Below are 16446 nucleotides of genomic sequence, written 5' to 3'. Positions count from 1 at the left end.
ACGGTGTATCGTCTTCGTCTTTGACCTGCCCGCGCACGCTGATAACCGGCGGTCGCGGCGCGCGTGCTTTCAGCTCTTTGGCCTTGACGGAGATCGTTTTGTTGACCAGTTGAAACTCGACGGACGCCTGGCGCGCGAGGTCTTCCAGCACGCGGCGCAGGGTGGCTTTTTTGTAGTGCAGGTTGAAGGTGTTGCGGGTATCCAGCTGCCCCGAATACGCAAAGACAAAGTCGGTCTTGGTTTCGAGCTCCTTGAACACGGTAGATAACGTGGCGTGCTTTAACGCGAGGGATACCTTTACCTTTTCCAGGCTCTGGCTGTTGATATCCGACGCAAATCCCAGGTTCATACAGATGACCTGTATGATGAAAAGACGCCATGTGTATTTCGATATAAGCATGAGTAGCTTATGTAAAAATTTCATAGGTTTGTTATGGTTTGAGTTTACGCAATAAGTCTCAGGCTGTAGTCCGAGGAAGCCATCGGTCAAAATGTCTCTCCCCCGGACTACTTTTTTTATGGGTATAGTAGTATGCAGCAGGCCCCGTCAGGGCGGCATGGCATCAAAGGATCTCCGTTTCATATTGTTATTCGTTGTGGGTTTAGCAGGTTATTGTTTACAGCCGTGGCCCTGTAGCACGATCTTATTACCGTCTTGCCGGTAGGTGAGCTTGAGCATATAGCTGATACTGGCCAGCACGTTCTTCAGGGTCTCCTTGCGGTAGGTAGCGCTGATGGTACAGTGGGCCAGCGCAGGGTCTTCCAGCGTGATATCGACGCCGTACCAATTCTGCAACACGGTCACCGCATCGCCGAGGCGCACGTCGTCGAACCGCAGGATATTGTCTTTCCAATCGACAAATGCCGTGACGTCTACATCGCGCACCTCTACCGGCTCCCCGCCTTGGCGCGCAATGGCTTGCTGATTGGGCTTCAGGATCACACCGCCGACATCTACCTTCCCTTCGACCAGCGTTATCTCGGCGCGGTTGTCGGGCGTCAGCCTGACGTTAAACGATGTGCCTAGCACCAGCGTGTTGGCGACGGGCGTGTGGACGATGAACGGATGGGCCGCATCGTGCGCCACCTGGAAGTAGGCTTCGCCGGTGAGGTATACTTCGCGCACATTGCCCTCGAACTGCTCGGGGAACTTCAGCGTACTGTTCGCATTGAGCGTTACCTGCGTACCGTCCAGCAGCTCTATTTTCAATTTCTGGCCGCGGTCTGTCGCAGCCTGTCGCAGCGGTACGGTCTGTGGCGCCGGCGTATCGCCGGTATACCGCACGAAAAGGAAATACGACACGGCGAACAACGCGATGGTCGCGGCGACGGAGTACCAGACCGGCGCAAGCGTTCGCCCCTTGCCTTGCGGCGGGCGGGCGGGCAGGTTGGACGCCAGCTGACGCCAGATCGCTTCGCGCGTGGCGGCATCCGCCTGGGTTGAGGTCCGGCGGAGCTGCGGGTAGGTTTCAAAGAAATCATCCAGCAGTTTCTGCTCTTCCGGCGTGGCGCGGCCCGTCAGGTAGGCATCGAGAAGCCGCTTAAAATGTTGCTCATCTATGTTCATCTACTCCGTAGTTGCATACGATTGCAGAATCCCCTATGGCGGCGGGAAAAAAAATTAAAAAAAGATACGGACGGGATCAGAAGAGGTCGGCGAACAGCACCACGGATACCAGCTTGTCGACCGACAGCCGGAGAATACGCAGGGCTTTGGTGATCTGGTTTTCGACGGTTTTGGGAGAGATCCGGAGCTGCTCGGCGATCTGTTTGTTGGGCAGCAGCTCGAAGCGGCTGAGGTAAAAGATCTCGCGGCATTTTTCGGGCAGCCGGTCCATGGACTGGTCGAGTACGGCTTGCAGCTCCTGTGCGTCGAGCTCTTGCTCGGCGCTGGTACTGATCGCGACGGCGCGCTGATGGATATGATCGAGGTGTTTTTGCGAGATGGCGCCCGACCGCAAGTGCATAAAGCAGGCATAGCGCACGGACTGGTAAAGATATCCGCCTACATTTTCAATGGACTGGTGGGCGCTTTTTTCCCACAGGGATATAAAACAGTCTTGCACGACATCCTGGGCGGCAGCGGGATCTTCGAGCAGGTTGACGGCTTTATTATATAAGACTTTCCAGTGGCGGTCGAAGAGCAGGGCAAAGGCGCGCTGGTCACCCCGGGCAATGCAGCGGAGCAACGTGTTATCGTCGGATGTCGGGTCGCCTGGCAGGTGCATGCTGTACCGGCATTACGTGGGCTCGCGTTACGCCGTAAACGAAAGTAGAAAATAATCTAAATCGTTTGCAATCCAGGAAAGATTATTTTCCGGCGCCGGCAACGTTATCGGCGGCTGATTCAACGCGCGTCCCGAAATCTCCATCGGATGGTAGCGCATGGTTCGATCGGCGTAGCCGGCCACCGGTGACGACACCGGCAGCCGTACTATACGCCTTCACGTTACCGCCGTTGGCTGGCGGCCTCCAGCGCTTGCACACGCTGTTTCAGCTCTTCGATAATCGCTTGTTGTTCCTGGACCGCTTTTACCAGCGGCACCACAAATTCCGCGTAGCGCAAAGTATACATATCGCCCAGGCGTTCGATGGGCGGCGCGTCGATGCCGCTGAAGTCGTAGCCGATCGCGTTGGCAGCTTCCAATACCTCGTGGCCGGCAAAGCCTGTGTTGAGGCGGTAAAAGCCCTGAAACGTAATTGGCCGCAGACGCGTGATGAACGCCAGGCCCGGTACATTTTCCTGTGGGTTAGGCTGCAGGCGGCTGTCGGCCACGGCGCTCCAGTTTACCTGCCCACCGATCTTCCGCACGACGTCATCGCCGAAGCGCATCTCATTGCTCATCGTTACCTGTGCCCCCCGGCCAATGGCCGTAGCATTGGTGACCGGGTCGAGGCCGCGTTCATTGAAAGCGCCGGCGCCGAGCGCCGTGTTGCCTGATCCGCGGTTCCAGATCAGCGCTTCATACCCCATGGCGGTGTTGCCGCCGCCGGTCTCGACGCTGTGTGCCGCATAGGGCCCGATGCCGATGTTTCCAACCCCCGTGGTGTTGCTGGCCACGGCGTTTATTCCCATGGCGATATTAAAATCTCCGCGCGTATTTTTAGCGAGCGCACCCACCGCCAGCGCGACGTTGTCCGAGCCATAGGTGTTGCTGCCGAGGGCACTCGGGCCGATGGCAACATTGTCCAGTCCATTGATATTGGAGTATAATGCACGCTCACCGATCGCAGTGTTATACCGGCCCCGCTGGTTGTTCAGCATCGCGTTGCTGCCCACGGCGGTGTTGCCGTCTGAATCGGTGGTTTTACTCAGCGCCAGCGATCCGACGGCGGTGTTACCGTTACCCCGCTGGATAATGGCCAGGGCTTGCGCACCGACTGCCGTGTTTCCCGCGCCGTCGGCATGGAGCGCCAGCGCGCGGGTACCCACGGCGGTGTTGTCTCCTCCGTTGATATTGGCGGTCAGCGCTCCCGACCCTACTGCGGTGTTTTGCTGGCCGACGGTGTTCATGGCCAGGGCTTCTTTTCCGAGCGCGGTATTATCGCCGGCGGTGGTGTTTGCGGCCAGTGCTCTATACCCCACCGCGGTGTTTCCGCCGGCTTCGTTTACCGTCAGGGCGAGCGCGCCCAGCGCGGTGTTCCACTGCCCCGTGCGGTTTGCACGCAGGGTGCGCCAGCCGACGGCGCTGTTGAATGCCGCGGTGGTGTTGGTCTGGAGGGCCTCATAGCCCATGGCGGTGTTGGAGGCGCCGGTATTATTGGAATATAAGGCGCGATAGCCGCTTGCGGTGTTATAGCTTGCGCCGCTATTGGAATAGAGCGCGCCGGCGCCGAGGGCGGTATTTCCTATACCGGTGGTCACGACGGAGAGCGCCTGGTGGCCCACGCCGGTATTGAAGGTGCCTGTACTATTGGCGCGCAGGGCATCGTTTCCGATCGCTGTGTTATAGTTCCCCGTAGTATTCTGATACAGCGCGGCAACGCCCACGGCTATATTTGCGCCGCCCGTCTGATTGTAATATAATGCGTTGTTGCCGACGGCGGTATTGTTTGTGCCCGCGGTATTGGTGGCCAGGGCCTCGGCGCCCAGGGCGGTATTATAATTTCCCGTAGCGTTGCTGGTCAGTGCGCGGGTGCCCACGGCGGTATTGGTGCTGCCGCTTTTATTGCGATACATCGACATGTAGCCGATGGCTGTATTGAGCTTTCCGGTTTCGCTGAGCGTACCGCTTTGATACCCGATAAAGACGTTTTGATTGTTGATGCCTGAATCGTTTTGTCCCGCCTGCTCGCCGAGAAAAACGGAGTAGCCCGTGTTCAGCGGCTCCAGCTGTCCGCGCGTGGAAATGCGCAAGCGGGGCACGTTGTTCGTGCGGATCGTAAGCGGACGGTTGTCTTTTGTGCCGAGGAAATTTTGTGCGGTCGTACCGGCGTTGCCGTGCAGGCTCCACAGGCTGTCGCTGTCCGCCAGGGCCGATTCTATGGTTCCTGCCTTGAGCGCATAGAGCGCGTAGGGAACGCTCATCAACTGGCTTGTGCCGAAGAATACACCGTCGACGGTTACGTGCAGGTAATACGGGCCCGCCTGCCAGTCGATGTCGGCCAGGCCGGTGCCGCCATGGCTGCCTTCGCCCACGGTGAGGTTGATGAGGCCGGCTTCGGTCGAGGTGGTATGGTGTGTTTCGGTATATACGCGTATACCGTCGGGGCTGCCCTGCAGGATGCTGAGGCCTATGACGACAGGGGCGTTGGCCTTTACTTCGCCGACGGCATCGCGTATAACGGCCTGGTATTTAAAGCCGGCGGGGGCTTGCGCGAGAACTGTGCTGACGATAAGTGTAAAAAAGAATATAGACAGTGGTTTCATGGGGGTTCGAGGGTTACGGGTGTTTGACGATCTTGAAAGATTGCATGCGCGTGGATGTTGTTTTTACCTGCAACGTGTAGGTGCCCGGGGGAAGGTCATCGAAGGAAACTTCGGTGCGTTGCTTTACCGTGCCCTGGCGTACGGTGATGCCGCGCACGTCGAGCACGGTATACTGCCCGGCCGCTTCGCGCGGGCGGCTTTCCATGTATAGCACGGCGCCCACGGGGTTAGGGAATACCTTCACCAGTTCGTTCGTCGCGGCTGCGCCGGTAACCCTGCGCACGAACAGCACCGGCTGATGAAAGCCCTGCGTGAGCTTTTGTGGCGACGCCGGAAGGGTCTCGATGGCAACTTCACCCAGCGTGAAGCTGAGGTAGCCGGCTTCGGTCGCGAATGAATCGCCGGCGGTGGACATGATCTCATTTTTTTGTGCCAGGAGCGGCAAGGCCAGCATGATAAAAAGCATGGTGACCGATTCTTTTGGAGGAGCTTTCATATGTATTTATTTACGTGAGTTTTCGCGGATACGAAACCGACCTATAACACGCGGACGACTTGTCCATCATGTCCTGACGATAAAGAATGAATACAGGAGGACTCCGGATGCCGCCGCAAAAAGATCTTTTACACTGACTGCCGAAACGAAGAATGCGGCTTCCGATGATTGAATATACAGAATAAAGATCACTAAAACCATTGAACGAACATCCGGCCACATCCCCCGGCAAAACGACTGACCTGGGGCAACCGGTACGAACGACACTTGCAATTCGCATCGGCGCTGCTTACATTCGTTTACGCCGCTGCCAACGCCGTGCCTCCGTGTGTTGGCAGTCCTATACGAGTTGGCTGTAATGATTAGGCGTTGTGCGATACCCGCCTGTTGAGCTGTGCGTCATCGTAAGCAACTCAACTTTTCCGGCGAGCGTGATGATGGAAGTGACGATAGTGCAACAACGTTGTGACCGACAACCGAACGTAGTCTTCCACTTAAAACCAGCGTTCATATGAAACAGAAGTTCTCTTTGCTTTCCCTGGCGGCCGCCGCGTGCTGCCTGGTGAACTCATGTACCCTGCAAGGCCTCGAGCCCGAGGACGTATCGCCTTCGCTGCGCGATACTGCGCCGCCTGCCGCGGTGCAGCCCCTCGCCCTGCCCGCCGCGGGCCAGAACAAGGTAGCGTATTATGTTTTCGACGTGACCCCTGCCGGCCAGGGTATACTCCCCATGACCACGTTCACCGACAACGCCAACATCGTGGTGGTGTTTGAAGGCACGCTGTGGGAGCTCGCCGACACCGTGCACTACAACTCCGGCTGGATGCAGAATGCTTACTACCACAGCAAGCGCCAGATCCTGGAAGACATCCAGACGCTGCGCAGCCGCGGCATCAAGGTGCTGATGAACGTAGACGACGCCCCTTCGTGGAGTACGTCCACACCCTTTACCACCTACAACGGTACGGCGTATAACTACCAGCAGTTTGCCGCCTTCATCAACACTTGCGTCACCACGGTGGGCTTCGACGGCATTTCCCTGGACGTGGAGCGCGGCGCGACGGACAATGCCAACTACCGCAACCTGATCCAGGAGCTGGGCGACTACTTTGGCCCGCTGTCTTCCGACCCGTCCAACAAAATGTATATCGGTGCGTTCTATTCCGGCGGCGCCCCCGGCCCTATCTTCCGCGAAGTGGCCCTGAGCCAGTATTTGAACTTTGTCATGGACATGGGCTATTTTCAGAACAACACCACGCGCTTCAACTACTGGGCCAACACGCTCGGCAACGCCAAGGTGATGCTCGGCATGTCGTACGACGACAACAGCCAGGCGAGCGCCATTACCGAAGCACAACGGCACCCCACGCCGGATAAGGCGGGCATCATGGTGTTTGCGGCGAATAAAAACAAGACGTATACCGATGCTATCTTTGCCGCGTTGACGACCACGCCCACCACCCCGCCGCCCGGCGCCGACATTACCAACTACAGTGGCACCATCACTTCGCAGTACACCGATTGGCCCACCGGCGAAGACATCGGTAAGCTGATCGACAATAGCAGCAGTACGAAATATCTGACACAGCATGCCGCCGCGTGGGTGCGGTTTCAGTCGAACACCAGCAACGTGGTGAACAAGTATACCATTACGTCAGCGAACGATGTACCGGCGCGTGACCCGCGAAACTGGACGTTGCAGGGAAGTAATAACGGCACGACGTGGACCACCATCAATACACAGACGAACCAGTCGTTTGCTTCGCGGTTTTTGACGAAGACGTATACGTTCAGCAACAGCACGGCCTATACATATTATCGTTTGAATGTCAGTGCGGTGCAGAGTGGGTCGATTATGCAGATGGCCGAGTGGGAGCTGTTCAGGAATTGATCAAGAGCCGCGCCTATATAGCGTTGTAGATACCAATGATGCAACGGGTGGCTGTTGCCTTTGAGGATTAAAAACAATTGATCGGGCGGCCGGGGGTCGGAGCCCCCCTCCATTGCGTGCACGAACAGTGCTGGGCACGAGTCGCCGGCCGAGGCGGCCGAAGACCCGATAGCTATCGGGTCGCGCCAGATGTTATTACAAAATTCGTAACCTAAATATATATTCTATGAAGTTATCGTATTGTAAACACGCCGGCTGGATGCTGGCACTTATGTCTGTTATGTTTTTCGGATCCTGCTCGAACGAAGTAGATCCGGTTGTTAAAAAAGATGCCGAGGGCGATGCGGCCACGCTGCCGGCGGGCCTTACCGTATCGGTGTTCGGCGGCGGGCCCATTTATCAGAACAGGACCGTTACCATTCCCGAGCTGAAGGCTTCGGGCTTTACCGAAGTAGTGGTTTGGAACATCGCCGTGAGCACCGCCGGCGATCTGAATTTTAACGGCGAGTTTCCGGTGGCGTCCAACGGCACGTACATCGGCGGTAGTATGTACCCCAACTTTGCCAGCGACCTGCAAAGTCTGAAGACGGGCACTACGTCGGTGAACCGTGTTACGCTGAGCATCGGATCTTCCAACATCGGTGACTTTCAGCATATCCGTGACCTGATCAACGCGCAGGGTACTGGCTCGACCAGTATACTCTACCGCAACTTCCAGGCACTGAAGGCCGCCACCGGCGCGGATGCGATCGACCTGGACGACGAAAATTGTTACGACCTCAGCACCATGGTGCAATTCTGCGTGATGCTGGGCAACCTGGGCTATAATGTCGCCTTGTGTCCGTATACCAACTCCAACTTCTGGACATCGGTGGCGACGCAGGTCAACAACCAGCGGCCGGGCACCATCGACCAGGTGCACCTGCAGTGTTATGCGGGCGGCGCGGGCAACAGCCCCTGCAACTGGAACTTTGGCGGGATACCGGTGCACGGCAGCCGCTGGAGCGGGTCGACATCGTCGGTACAGTCACAATTCACGACCTGGAAAAATACGTGCGGCACCACCGGCGGCTGGATGTGGCTGTACGACGAGTGGGTAGGCAACGGCATGGCGGCGCAGTACGCTACCGCCATTCGCAACGGCCTGAGCGGTACCACGCCCACCACGGGTGTCAAATTCTTTCAGCACAGCAACTACGGCGGCACAGCCACCAGCTTTATTCCGAAGGGGAATTATACCCTGTCGCAACTGCAAGCCTACGGCTTTGTAAACGACTGGGCTTCGTCCATGCAGGTTCCCAGCGGCTGGACGGTGATCCTCTACCAGCATGACAACTTTGGCGGCACGTCGTGGACGTTTACGGCCAACAACTCCAATTTTGCAAATACCGCCGGGCTGAACGACCAGGTGTCGTCAGTGCGGATTCAATAAAATCTCTGGCACCGGGTGTGGAGGGCGGTCAGGAGACCGCCCCCATACGCGGCGCCGGTGACGCGCCGGCGCTTCGCTGGGCACTAAACACCGGCGCCAGGTGCAGACACCTATCGGATCTTCTTAAAGTATGTCTCAAACACATTGCCCGCGAAGAACTTGCCGAAGCTCGCTACGGCTTTGATCTGCTCCATCTTCGTGTGCGTATTGATGGCCTTCATGGTAGTGAGCTGTTTGGCGAAGTCTTTGGGCTCGATGATGAGCTGGCCCTTACCTACTACTTTGCCGCCGGCGTTCTCTTCGTATACGGTGATGAAGAGCGTCGTGGTATCTTTCCAAACATCCAACCCTTTGTTATTCTGCACGTCTTTGTAGCCTTCGAAGTAATACTTCTTACCTTCGCGGCTTTGTAGGTAGATGTTGTATACCATTTTTTTGCGTTCGGGGTCTTGCGCATCCCGCACAAAGAGGTTGAAGCGGCCGTTGCAGGCCATGAGCGGATGTGGCGAGAGCGCCGGCGCCGTCATGGTGCCCGCCATGGGCGCGTCGTGATCTTTGTCCGACAAAAATGTCTCGACATCTTCGGAGCGGATCGTCAGCGTGAATTCAAACGGTGAGTTTTCCTGCTTGCCTTTTTCAAAAGCCTTGCTGTAGTCGCCCTTTTCATTTACAGAGAAATAGCCGCGCATGGTTTCGGTAAATTGTACACCGGCTTTTGCCTGTTGGCCATTGGGTGACGACTTCCCTGGCGGAAAGTCGTATGACAACGTCCAGCCTTTTTCCGCTGCAATGAGCTTGCAGTTGCGCTCGGCCAGGGCGCTGATGGTGAGCAGCGGGTTGGTGCCGACGGGGCGCGGGAAGATGGCGCCGTCCATGACGTAGAGGCCGGGGTATAGCGCCGTACCGCTAGAGCCTTTGTATACCTGCCCTTTGTGATCCACCACGCCCTGGGTGGCGTCGTCGCCCATGGGGCAGCCACCCAGCGGGTGTACGGTGACGAGGTCGTAATTCAGGATCTTCGTCCACGTGGGGTTGGGGATCATGTTGCCGCCCAGGGCCTCCGTAGCGCTGGCCAGCTCGCCGCTGACCTTCTTGAAGATGTTCTGTTTGCCGACGCCTTTCCAGTGGATGCTGACCTCGTCGTCGCCGCTGAGCCCGATCTCGCCGTTGCCGTCGTCGTGCGTCATGACCAGGTAGATCTGTGTATGGTCTACGGCGCCTTTGAACGGACCGCGAAAGATGCTGACCACCTCGCGCCACTTTTCGCGAAAGAAATCACCCCAGCCGCGGTCGGAGTCGCGCCCCATGACACGCGAGAATGTAACGAGCGCCGATACCAGGATGGAGCGTATAGGCCCGGGGATGCTGCCTTCCTCCAGCGTCATGCCCTCGGTAAACGGCGTGCGCTTGCGCATGTCGATCACGCTGGTGATGCAGGGCCCCACCTGGTCTACGACGCCGGGCTCGAGCTTGTCACCCTTGCCGATGCCGTGGATGGGCACATCGTTGTTATAGCCAAAGCCCAGCACGTCGCCGTTGCCGGTGAACTTCTGCCCCAGCTGCGGCGAGAGGGTCAGGCCTTCTTTGGCCGAGCGCAGCAGCACCTCGGTGCTGCCGAGGGAGCCGCCGCTGACAAATACCATGGATGCTTCTACAAACAGTGACGGGGCCTTGAACTTGTCGCGGCCACTGTTCACGGCGTGATAGTATATCCGCCAGGTGTTGCGTGCATCGTCCCGCTCGAGGTGTTTGACGCCGACTTCGGTATAGATCTCGGCACCGAAGTTCACCGCGTCGGGCAGGTAGTTCATGGCGGTGGTATTCTTAGCGCCGGTGTTGCAGCCGGTCACGCAGTCGCCGCAGTTCAGGCACTTGGGTTGGTCTACGCCTACATGGTTGGGATAACGGTCTTCGAAGTTGACGTTGATGTTGAGCATACGAAACTCTTCTGACATAAACTTCGCCGACGTGCGCATGGCTTCCGTCTTCTGCAACACGGGGTAACCGTTCTTACCTTCGGGATAGGGATTGGGCTTGAGCATGTCGCAGGCGCGGCGGATGCCTTCCTGGAACTCGCCCAGGTTATTGCGGATGGCGGCGGGCCAGCTGGCGTCGGCCATGACGCGGCCATCGGGCTCGATGGCGACGTTGGCGTTGACCAGCGATGTGCCGCCCAGGCCACAGCCTTTAAACACGTTGATCTCCTTGCCGAGTACAAATTCATACAACCCATTTTCCGATCCCGCCTCGAGCGTGCCTTTGTTGAACTGCATTTCTTTGGCGGCCTCCCGGAGGTTACTGGGAAACTCGCCGGGCAGAAATTCTTTGCCTTTCTCCAGCAGGCAAACCTTCTGCCCGCAGCGCGCCATGCGCGAGGCAGCGATGCTGCCGCCGTAGCCGGAACCGATCACCACGACGTCGTAGTGCGTTTTTATTTCTGTGAAGGGGCTTGATAGCTTTTTCATGGTTTCAACTCTATTTCATCGATGAGGGTATAGTCAATGGTTTGTTTCGGACGGAACCGCGACGCGTGCGGGTCGGTGCTTTGCTCTTCCCAGTCGGTTACGATCTTTCGGATGCCGATGGCATAGATCGTCGCCGCGCTGCGGGTGATCTTAATGCGTAAGAAATTCTTATACCCCTGCCAGCGGAAGGAGGAAAAAGCTTCGGTGGGATGGTTTCGTATGACCAGCGTACTTACCAGCAGGTATATGCCAAAGATCATGGTGCATACCCATCCGCCGATGACAAGCATCTCGGCCGAGAAGAGCGCGATCTGCCGGAACGATCGCACCGGCCACTGCAGCAGGTTCATATTGATCACGGCAAAGGCCCACACCAGGAGGTAAAACACCAGCAACTGGAGCAAGCCGTGGATGCCGCCGGCGATGTAGTTCCATTTCTTCCTGCCCGTGGCCGTATCGGCAAAGAACGTAAGGCCCGCCAGCAGTACGAGGTTTAAAAACACCACCGAGGGGCTATGCCGGATGTGCTCGTAGATGAGTGTACACAATCTGCTGAGATCGGGCGTGTGTTTAACCTGGTCCAGGAAGGTCTTTTGATCGGGACGGCCCGATTGCAGAAACCACGTCGTAAACAAATGAAATGCGCCAAAGAACAACCACATTTGTAAACTGAAGAACGGAAAGAGCAGGTTCCACCAGGCAAGCCGCCTGGATTGCGCCGCGGTGGGAAATGCTTGCCGGCGTGTGGCTTCGTAGCCGCCTTCCAGTGTAATACTCTCTTTTAACAGGTGTGTAGGATGTGCGAACGCACCGCCTCCACCCGCGGTGACGAGCTGCGTTACCCGGCCTGTCTGTTCATGCACCTGCTCATAACGCGAGTAATGATGCAGATCGCCGGTAAGGATTGCCGCTACGCGCAGGCTTTTATTCTTTTCGTAGTAGGAGCAATTTTCGTCGCCGTAGAGGATGCGGTCGATAAAGAACTGTATCCGGGCATGCGACTTGTTCTTCTGATCCCACGAGTTATATACCCACGACGGCTCGGCTGTGCAAAGGATCACGGAGCTGCCTGCTTCAAAATCCTGTCCTTCGAGGATCTTGCGGAAGTAATCCATCTGTGGTTTGTCAATGTCGGCGTTTAGCTGAACGTCGATGCCGATCAACCAGTATTTGTGCGGGAGCCTGACGGCAAAATAGCTTCGCTCCTGCTCGGTCAGCCAGCGGCCCAGCGCCCGCTTCTGGCAGAACAGCTTGATAAAATTACCCAGGCCGTCATACCAATCGTGATTGCCGGGCAGGACGAATAACTTCTTTGTATAGGGTTTGCCTCCGGCGGGTTTGTCTTTCCAGGGAAATGCTGCGTTGTACGGTCCTTGCAACCGGTTTTCATACTCGACTGCCTCGGGTGTGGGATATACCGCATCGCCGCCCATGATGAGCACGTCACCCTGCTGCAGCGCTTTTCCGCCGACACTCAGCACGGGCTGGGCCAGCGAGTACGCCACGGTATAGGTCGGGTTGAAACCATCGCCCAGATCGGAAACATAGTCGATCCATAATTCGTCCTTGTCCAGGGCATGGTAAGCGCCCGCGCCGGGCGACAGCGCCGCTTCCATCTCGCGCTTATCGGCAAAGTTTCCGAAGATACCGGAGATCAGGGTCTTCAGGCCGGTAGACGCCAGTTGCTGGACGTTGTACCAGTTCACCATGGGCCGTTTTTCAAATTTCATGCGTCAGTAATTTTAACATCATGTGATAACGTTTTTTTAGTCCGCCCATACCGCCTTGCTCGGTCGCTACGCCAGTGGTAAACCAGCCACGCAGGCGGTTGCGAATGGATTGATAGAGGGTACCTTTTATTACGGTGGACTCGTCCAGGTGTATGGCGATCTGCGCCCGTTTAAACTCCAGCCCCAACAGAAAGTCCACCGGTGAGTATAATCGCCACGTCATGTGCACGCGGTACGTCGTTCCTGCGTGATCGGCTCTGCCTGTCGCCGTTAACACCTGGTACTTTCCAACCTTATGGGCCGATATCGTGAGATCGTATAAGGACATCTCCCGTCCCAGCACCGGGGCATGCAAGCTGGCATACATATTCAAAACATACCGCCCGCCGATGTCGTGGTATGAAAAATAGGTATATAGGGTCAGCGTTGTCCTTACCCCCTGCCAGGACAACGTGCCTTCAAACGTGCCCCGGAAATTGAGGCGATGGCCCGGCTCGCGCATGCGGGTGGTGGTATGATCCATCGGTACACCGTCAGGGGGCATCGCGGCCAGACAACGCTTCGCATCGGCATACCCCATGTTGATCAGCGAGCGCGTGTCGATCTTGCCCAGGAACAGGTCGGGGTCGAGCGGCAAGGGATAGTCGGGTTTGATGACAAACAGCCTGACGGGGCGCCGTTGACCGTAGGGAGCATGGCCTTTAACGATGGCCTCGTTGATATAAGCGATCTGTTTATATTCTTCCAGCAACGCGCCGTTGGCGCTGATCTCGATCATGTGTACATACTGGTTAAACGATCCAGGCTGGTAGGTTCGGGTATTGCCGATGGCCCACACCAGCCACAGCTCGTCGGCACCGCGTTGTACGGCTTCCAGCAGGTTGGCGTCCTTGATCCACACGGCGTCGGTATACCAGTGGCCGTCGATAATAAGCGCCGGCATAAAGATGGGCAACGATACTCCGGCAATGAGGTGGTCTTCGGTGACGCGGTGGTGCGGGATGGCCTCGACGGTCTTGTGCGAGAAGTTGCAGACGTTGAACGTGGCGTTTATGCGTTTGTTTTTCCGGATCTTGTCCAGGTCTATGCCCAACGAGGGGAATACGTGATTGCGAATGCCGTCGGCATCACCCAGGCCCGTCATCTGCCACGGTTTGAGATAACTTTTCAGGCCCAGGGCCGAAACAAAATGTCTCAGTTTAAGGCTACGCCAGCGCCCGGCGATCTCGTCGGGCTCCAACCCCGAGGCTAACATGCCGGTATTAAAGATACCGCCCGAGGTGCCGTCTACATGCACAAACTGCTGGCCGGCCTCCTGTAACGCGCGCAGCACGCCGCCCTGGTAGGCCAGGCGCACACCGCCGCCCGCCAGGATCAGCGACTTTTTTACCGGCGCATCCACCGGTGCCAGGAGCGAATCAATACTCATAATACAGCGTCGTTTTGCGGGTATACAGATAGATCACGACGACTCCGAGCAGCTCGTAGATCAGGAAGAAATAAAACAGCCACGAGGGAGATCCGTCGATAATGAGCGAGACGCCCCGTGCCAGCACGCCGGAGAACATGATCAGCAGGAACAGACCGTTGAAGGTCTTGTGGGTAAAGATCTCTTTTGTAAACAGCACGGCGAACAGCCCATACCCCAGCTCGAGCGCCCGCAGGAACCGGTACTGACTGATGAGGTTGACGCGGCTATACTCAGGCAGCGTGTTGGTGTCGAGGTGAAACAGCCAGACATGGTCCAGGCGCGGACCGACAAAGGCGCCCCAGAAACCGGCGACGATCACCAACCCGACATAGGTATAAAACAAAAAGTAGCTAAGCGTCTTCACCCGACTTTACAATTTTGAGGTAATACAGGAACAGCACGCCCGACAACAGATCGAACAATGCCACACCGGCGGCCATCCACGAAAAGATGCCATGCAGGATGCCGAGTCCCACGGCGACGCACGCGCCCAGCTTCTGCAACGCGCACCATACTATGGCGACCGGCGCTGTACGCGCGCTGTAAACTGTATGCAGCATCAGACCGCCGAAGAGCGCCATGAACATGCCGACGATAGCAAAGAAATGTGCGGTAGCAGGCGTAATCGCTGCACCGATGACGCCCAGCACAAAGGCCGGCGCGACCACCTGCATCAGACCCGACACGATGGTCGCCAGCGAGATGCCCACGACCACCAGGTTCAGAAAGCGGTTCATGCGCGTTGTCGGTTAAGTGCCAGGGAGAAATAGACCATCATGGTAAGCCACTGCAGCGTCCACAGGCTGACGCGGATCACGTTGAGGAACATCCACTTTTTCAGTACGGTTTTGAGCTCGACGGGATCGGTAATGCCCGATGCCATGCGTTCGTTGTATTCGAAGATAAAGTAGATCGTCAGCGCCGTGGCGGCTACCACCAACGCGAGCACCACGATGGGATACCCCTTTTCGGGGCTGCGCCACTTCTCGATAATAAAGACGGCACAGCAAACCATCATCACCGTGGTCATATAGGTGAAGAATTGCGTGGCCGCCTGCACCTGCGGCACAAACTGGTTGTAATAATTATCGGGCGTGAGCCTGGGTGCGATGGGAAATGTAAAGAGCACCAGTGACCAGCCTGTACCAAAGTACATGGACACACAGGCAAACAACAGTGCCTTGTTCAAACCGTACACTGTTTTCATAGTCTGTACTTTGCGTAATCGGTAAAGGCCGGTGCGGGCAGCCACGCTTCGTTCCTGCCCAGGTTAAAGACACTTTCAAACCCCTCGGGCATGGCCGGCGGCGGCGCGTCGTAGGTCATGAACCAGCATTGAAAATGATCGTCGAGGATGCCGTTTGCCCGGGGCATGAACATGGTAAAGAACGGATCGGGGTTGATGTCGAGGTTGCGCAGGTACGATGTATTGGGATGGTCGCCGATAAACAGGCGGCCGCTGGCTTTGCCAAAGAGGTTGACACCCGCCTTGGACTGAAAGTAGATATACGACGCCATCAGCATGTTGCGGTAACGGCAATAGTTGGTGGTGCCGACCTTGAGTCCCAGCGAGGGCGACTTTGGCCGGTCGATCTCGATACGAAACGCGAACTGCCCGTCTTTTTCATACTGCGCGCTCACGACCGAGTCGCTGATCTTAAAGTCCAGGTTGGCCTGGTGCTTGGGCATGCCCCAAATGCCTTTTCCGCCTTTTACCGATACTTCACTGCTTACGGGCAGGTCGAGTATATACTGCCCTACGCCATAGGCTTTCATGAACATGACATTGAGGAGCGCCGGCGCCGGCTTGCGACCGTGGGTACAGCCGATCGCAATGCTGTACTCGATATACTTGCCGATGCTGGTCTGCAAATAGTTGATGACGGTGATCAGCAGCACGGCCCGGCCATTGGGCAGCTTGAGCGCGTGCACTTCGTTGCCGGGCAGCAGGTCGTTGGCTTTTTTTAAGTCGCAGGAAAAGCCCGCCATCAATGCGGGTGAGTCTTTGGCATAGATCGGCATTTGATAGGGTATGTTGTCGACCAGGGCATACCGACCGGTATAGTGTTTGATTCTGAGCGGGGGCATTTT

13 protein-coding genes and 1 pseudogene are annotated in these 16446 nt (G+C 57.0%); 2 read left to right on the top strand and 12 right to left on the bottom strand.

Annotated elements, in window-relative coordinates; genetic code table 11:
* From KK078_RS05615 to KK078_RS05595, 5 genes and pseudogenes are all read right to left on the bottom strand, one after another.
* Nucleotides 1–424 (bottom strand): annotated as a pseudogene (locus KK078_RS05615) (hypothetical protein); the annotation flags it as partial.
* A gap of 186 nt (nt 425–610) precedes the next feature.
* Nucleotides 611–1567, bottom strand: a complete 957-nt coding sequence (locus tag KK078_RS05610; RefSeq protein WP_254089270.1) for a FecR family protein — start codon at nt 1565–1567, stop codon at nt 611–613.
* 76 nt (nt 1568–1643) lie between these two features.
* Nucleotides 1644–2228 (bottom strand): RNA polymerase sigma-70 factor, encoded by a 585-nt coding sequence (locus tag KK078_RS05605; protein WP_254089269.1) that lies wholly within the window; start codon nt 2226–2228, stop codon nt 1644–1646.
* Between the two features lie 221 nt (nt 2229–2449).
* Nucleotides 2450–4870 carry a beta strand repeat-containing protein gene (locus KK078_RS05600; RefSeq protein ID WP_254089268.1) on the bottom strand — a complete coding sequence of 807 codons (2421 nt, stop codon included), beginning with the start codon at nt 4868–4870 and terminating at the stop codon, nt 2450–2452.
* Between the two features lie 13 nt (nt 4871–4883).
* Nucleotides 4884–5366: a T9SS type A sorting domain-containing protein gene (locus tag KK078_RS05595; RefSeq protein ID WP_254089267.1), complete on the bottom strand. Its 483-nt coding sequence runs from the start codon at nt 5364–5366 to the stop codon at nt 4884–4886.
* A 511-nt stretch (nt 5367–5877) separates the two neighbouring features.
* On the opposite strand from KK078_RS05595, the gene KK078_RS05590 reads away from it, so the two are divergent.
* Together KK078_RS05590 and KK078_RS05585 are read left to right on the top strand one after the other, a co-directional pair.
* The gene (locus KK078_RS05590) at nt 5878–7257 is read left to right on the top strand and encodes an EndoS/ChiA family endoglycosidase (RefSeq protein WP_254089266.1); all 1380 of its coding nucleotides are present in this window, start codon (nt 5878–5880) and stop codon (nt 7255–7257) included.
* Between the two features lie 226 nt (nt 7258–7483).
* Nucleotides 7484–8689: a hypothetical protein gene (locus KK078_RS05585; protein ID WP_254089265.1), complete on the top strand. Its 1206-nt coding sequence runs from the start codon at nt 7484–7486 to the stop codon at nt 8687–8689.
* 110 nt (nt 8690–8799) lie between these two features.
* Here KK078_RS05585 and KK078_RS05580 read toward each other — a convergent pair whose 3' ends face one another.
* Genes KK078_RS05580 through KK078_RS05550 form a run of 7 tightly spaced genes read right to left on the bottom strand, consistent with a single transcriptional unit; the run spans nt 8800 to nt 16443 of the window.
* Nucleotides 8800–11154, bottom strand: a complete 2355-nt coding sequence (locus KK078_RS05580; RefSeq protein WP_254089264.1) for a GMC family oxidoreductase — start codon at nt 11152–11154, stop codon at nt 8800–8802.
* The gene (locus KK078_RS05575; RefSeq protein WP_254089263.1) at nt 11151–12884 is read right to left on the bottom strand and encodes a metallophosphoesterase; all 1734 of its coding nucleotides are present in this window, start codon (nt 12882–12884) and stop codon (nt 11151–11153) included. The genes KK078_RS05580 and KK078_RS05575 overlap by 4 nt, the downstream gene beginning before the upstream one ends.
* Nucleotides 12874–14313, bottom strand: a complete 1440-nt coding sequence (locus KK078_RS05570; protein ID WP_254089262.1) for a patatin-like phospholipase family protein — start codon at nt 14311–14313, stop codon at nt 12874–12876. The genes KK078_RS05575 and KK078_RS05570 overlap by 11 nt, the downstream gene beginning before the upstream one ends.
* Complete coding sequence (locus tag KK078_RS05565; protein ID WP_254089261.1) at nt 14303–14719, bottom strand: DUF4345 family protein; 417 nt, start codon at nt 14717–14719, stop codon at nt 14303–14305. The genes KK078_RS05570 and KK078_RS05565 overlap by 11 nt, the downstream gene beginning before the upstream one ends.
* The gene (locus KK078_RS05560) at nt 14706–15092 is read right to left on the bottom strand and encodes a patatin (RefSeq protein WP_254089260.1); all 387 of its coding nucleotides are present in this window, start codon (nt 15090–15092) and stop codon (nt 14706–14708) included. The genes KK078_RS05565 and KK078_RS05560 overlap by 14 nt, the downstream gene beginning before the upstream one ends.
* Nucleotides 15089–15562 (bottom strand): hypothetical protein, encoded by a 474-nt coding sequence (locus KK078_RS05555; protein ID WP_254089259.1) that lies wholly within the window; start codon nt 15560–15562, stop codon nt 15089–15091. The genes KK078_RS05560 and KK078_RS05555 overlap by 4 nt, the downstream gene beginning before the upstream one ends.
* Nucleotides 15559–16443, bottom strand: a complete 885-nt coding sequence (locus KK078_RS05550) for an acetoacetate decarboxylase family protein (protein WP_254089258.1) — start codon at nt 16441–16443, stop codon at nt 15559–15561. Before KK078_RS05550 ends, KK078_RS05555 begins: the two co-directional genes overlap by 4 nt.
* Between the last annotated feature and the right edge of the window lie 3 nt (nt 16444–16446).

Origin of the sequence: Dawidia soli (genome assembly GCF_018598185.1) — a bacterium.
GTDB lineage: Bacteria > Bacteroidota > Bacteroidia > Cytophagales > Cyclobacteriaceae > Ohtaekwangia > Ohtaekwangia soli.
Note: the sequence above shows the minus strand (reverse complement) of the source record. Positions and strands in the feature narration are given on the sequence as shown.

Bases quoted from the DNA above. Each gene is read 5' to 3' on its own strand.
- KK078_RS05610 (WP_254089270.1), bottom strand. From the start codon at position 1,567: ATGAACATAGATGAGCAACATTTTAAGCGGCTTCTCGATGCCTACCTG.
- KK078_RS05605 (WP_254089269.1), bottom strand. From the start codon at position 2,228: ATGCACCTGCCAGGCGACCCGACATCCGACGATAACACGTTGCTCCGC.
- KK078_RS05600 (WP_254089268.1), bottom strand. From the start codon at position 4,870: ATGAAACCACTGTCTATATTCTTTTTTACACTTATCGTCAGCACAGTT.
- KK078_RS05595 (WP_254089267.1), bottom strand. From the start codon at position 5,366: ATGAAAGCTCCTCCAAAAGAATCGGTCACCATGCTTTTTATCATGCTG.
- KK078_RS05590 (WP_254089266.1), top strand. From the start codon at position 5,878: ATGAAACAGAAGTTCTCTTTGCTTTCCCTGGCGGCCGCCGCGTGCTGC.
- KK078_RS05585 (WP_254089265.1), top strand. From the start codon at position 7,484: ATGAAGTTATCGTATTGTAAACACGCCGGCTGGATGCTGGCACTTATG.
- KK078_RS05580 (WP_254089264.1), bottom strand. From the start codon at position 11,154: ATGAAAAAGCTATCAAGCCCCTTCACAGAAATAAAAACGCACTACGAC.
- KK078_RS05575 (WP_254089263.1), bottom strand. From the start codon at position 12,884: ATGAAATTTGAAAAACGGCCCATGGTGAACTGGTACAACGTCCAGCAA.
- KK078_RS05570 (WP_254089262.1), bottom strand. From the start codon at position 14,313: ATGAGTATTGATTCGCTCCTGGCACCGGTGGATGCGCCGGTAAAAAAG.
- KK078_RS05560 (WP_254089260.1), bottom strand. From the start codon at position 15,092: ATGAACCGCTTTCTGAACCTGGTGGTCGTGGGCATCTCGCTGGCGACC.
- KK078_RS05555 (WP_254089259.1), bottom strand. From the start codon at position 15,562: ATGAAAACAGTGTACGGTTTGAACAAGGCACTGTTGTTTGCCTGTGTG.
- KK078_RS05550 (WP_254089258.1), bottom strand. From the start codon at position 16,443: ATGCCCCCGCTCAGAATCAAACACTATACCGGTCGGTATGCCCTGGTC.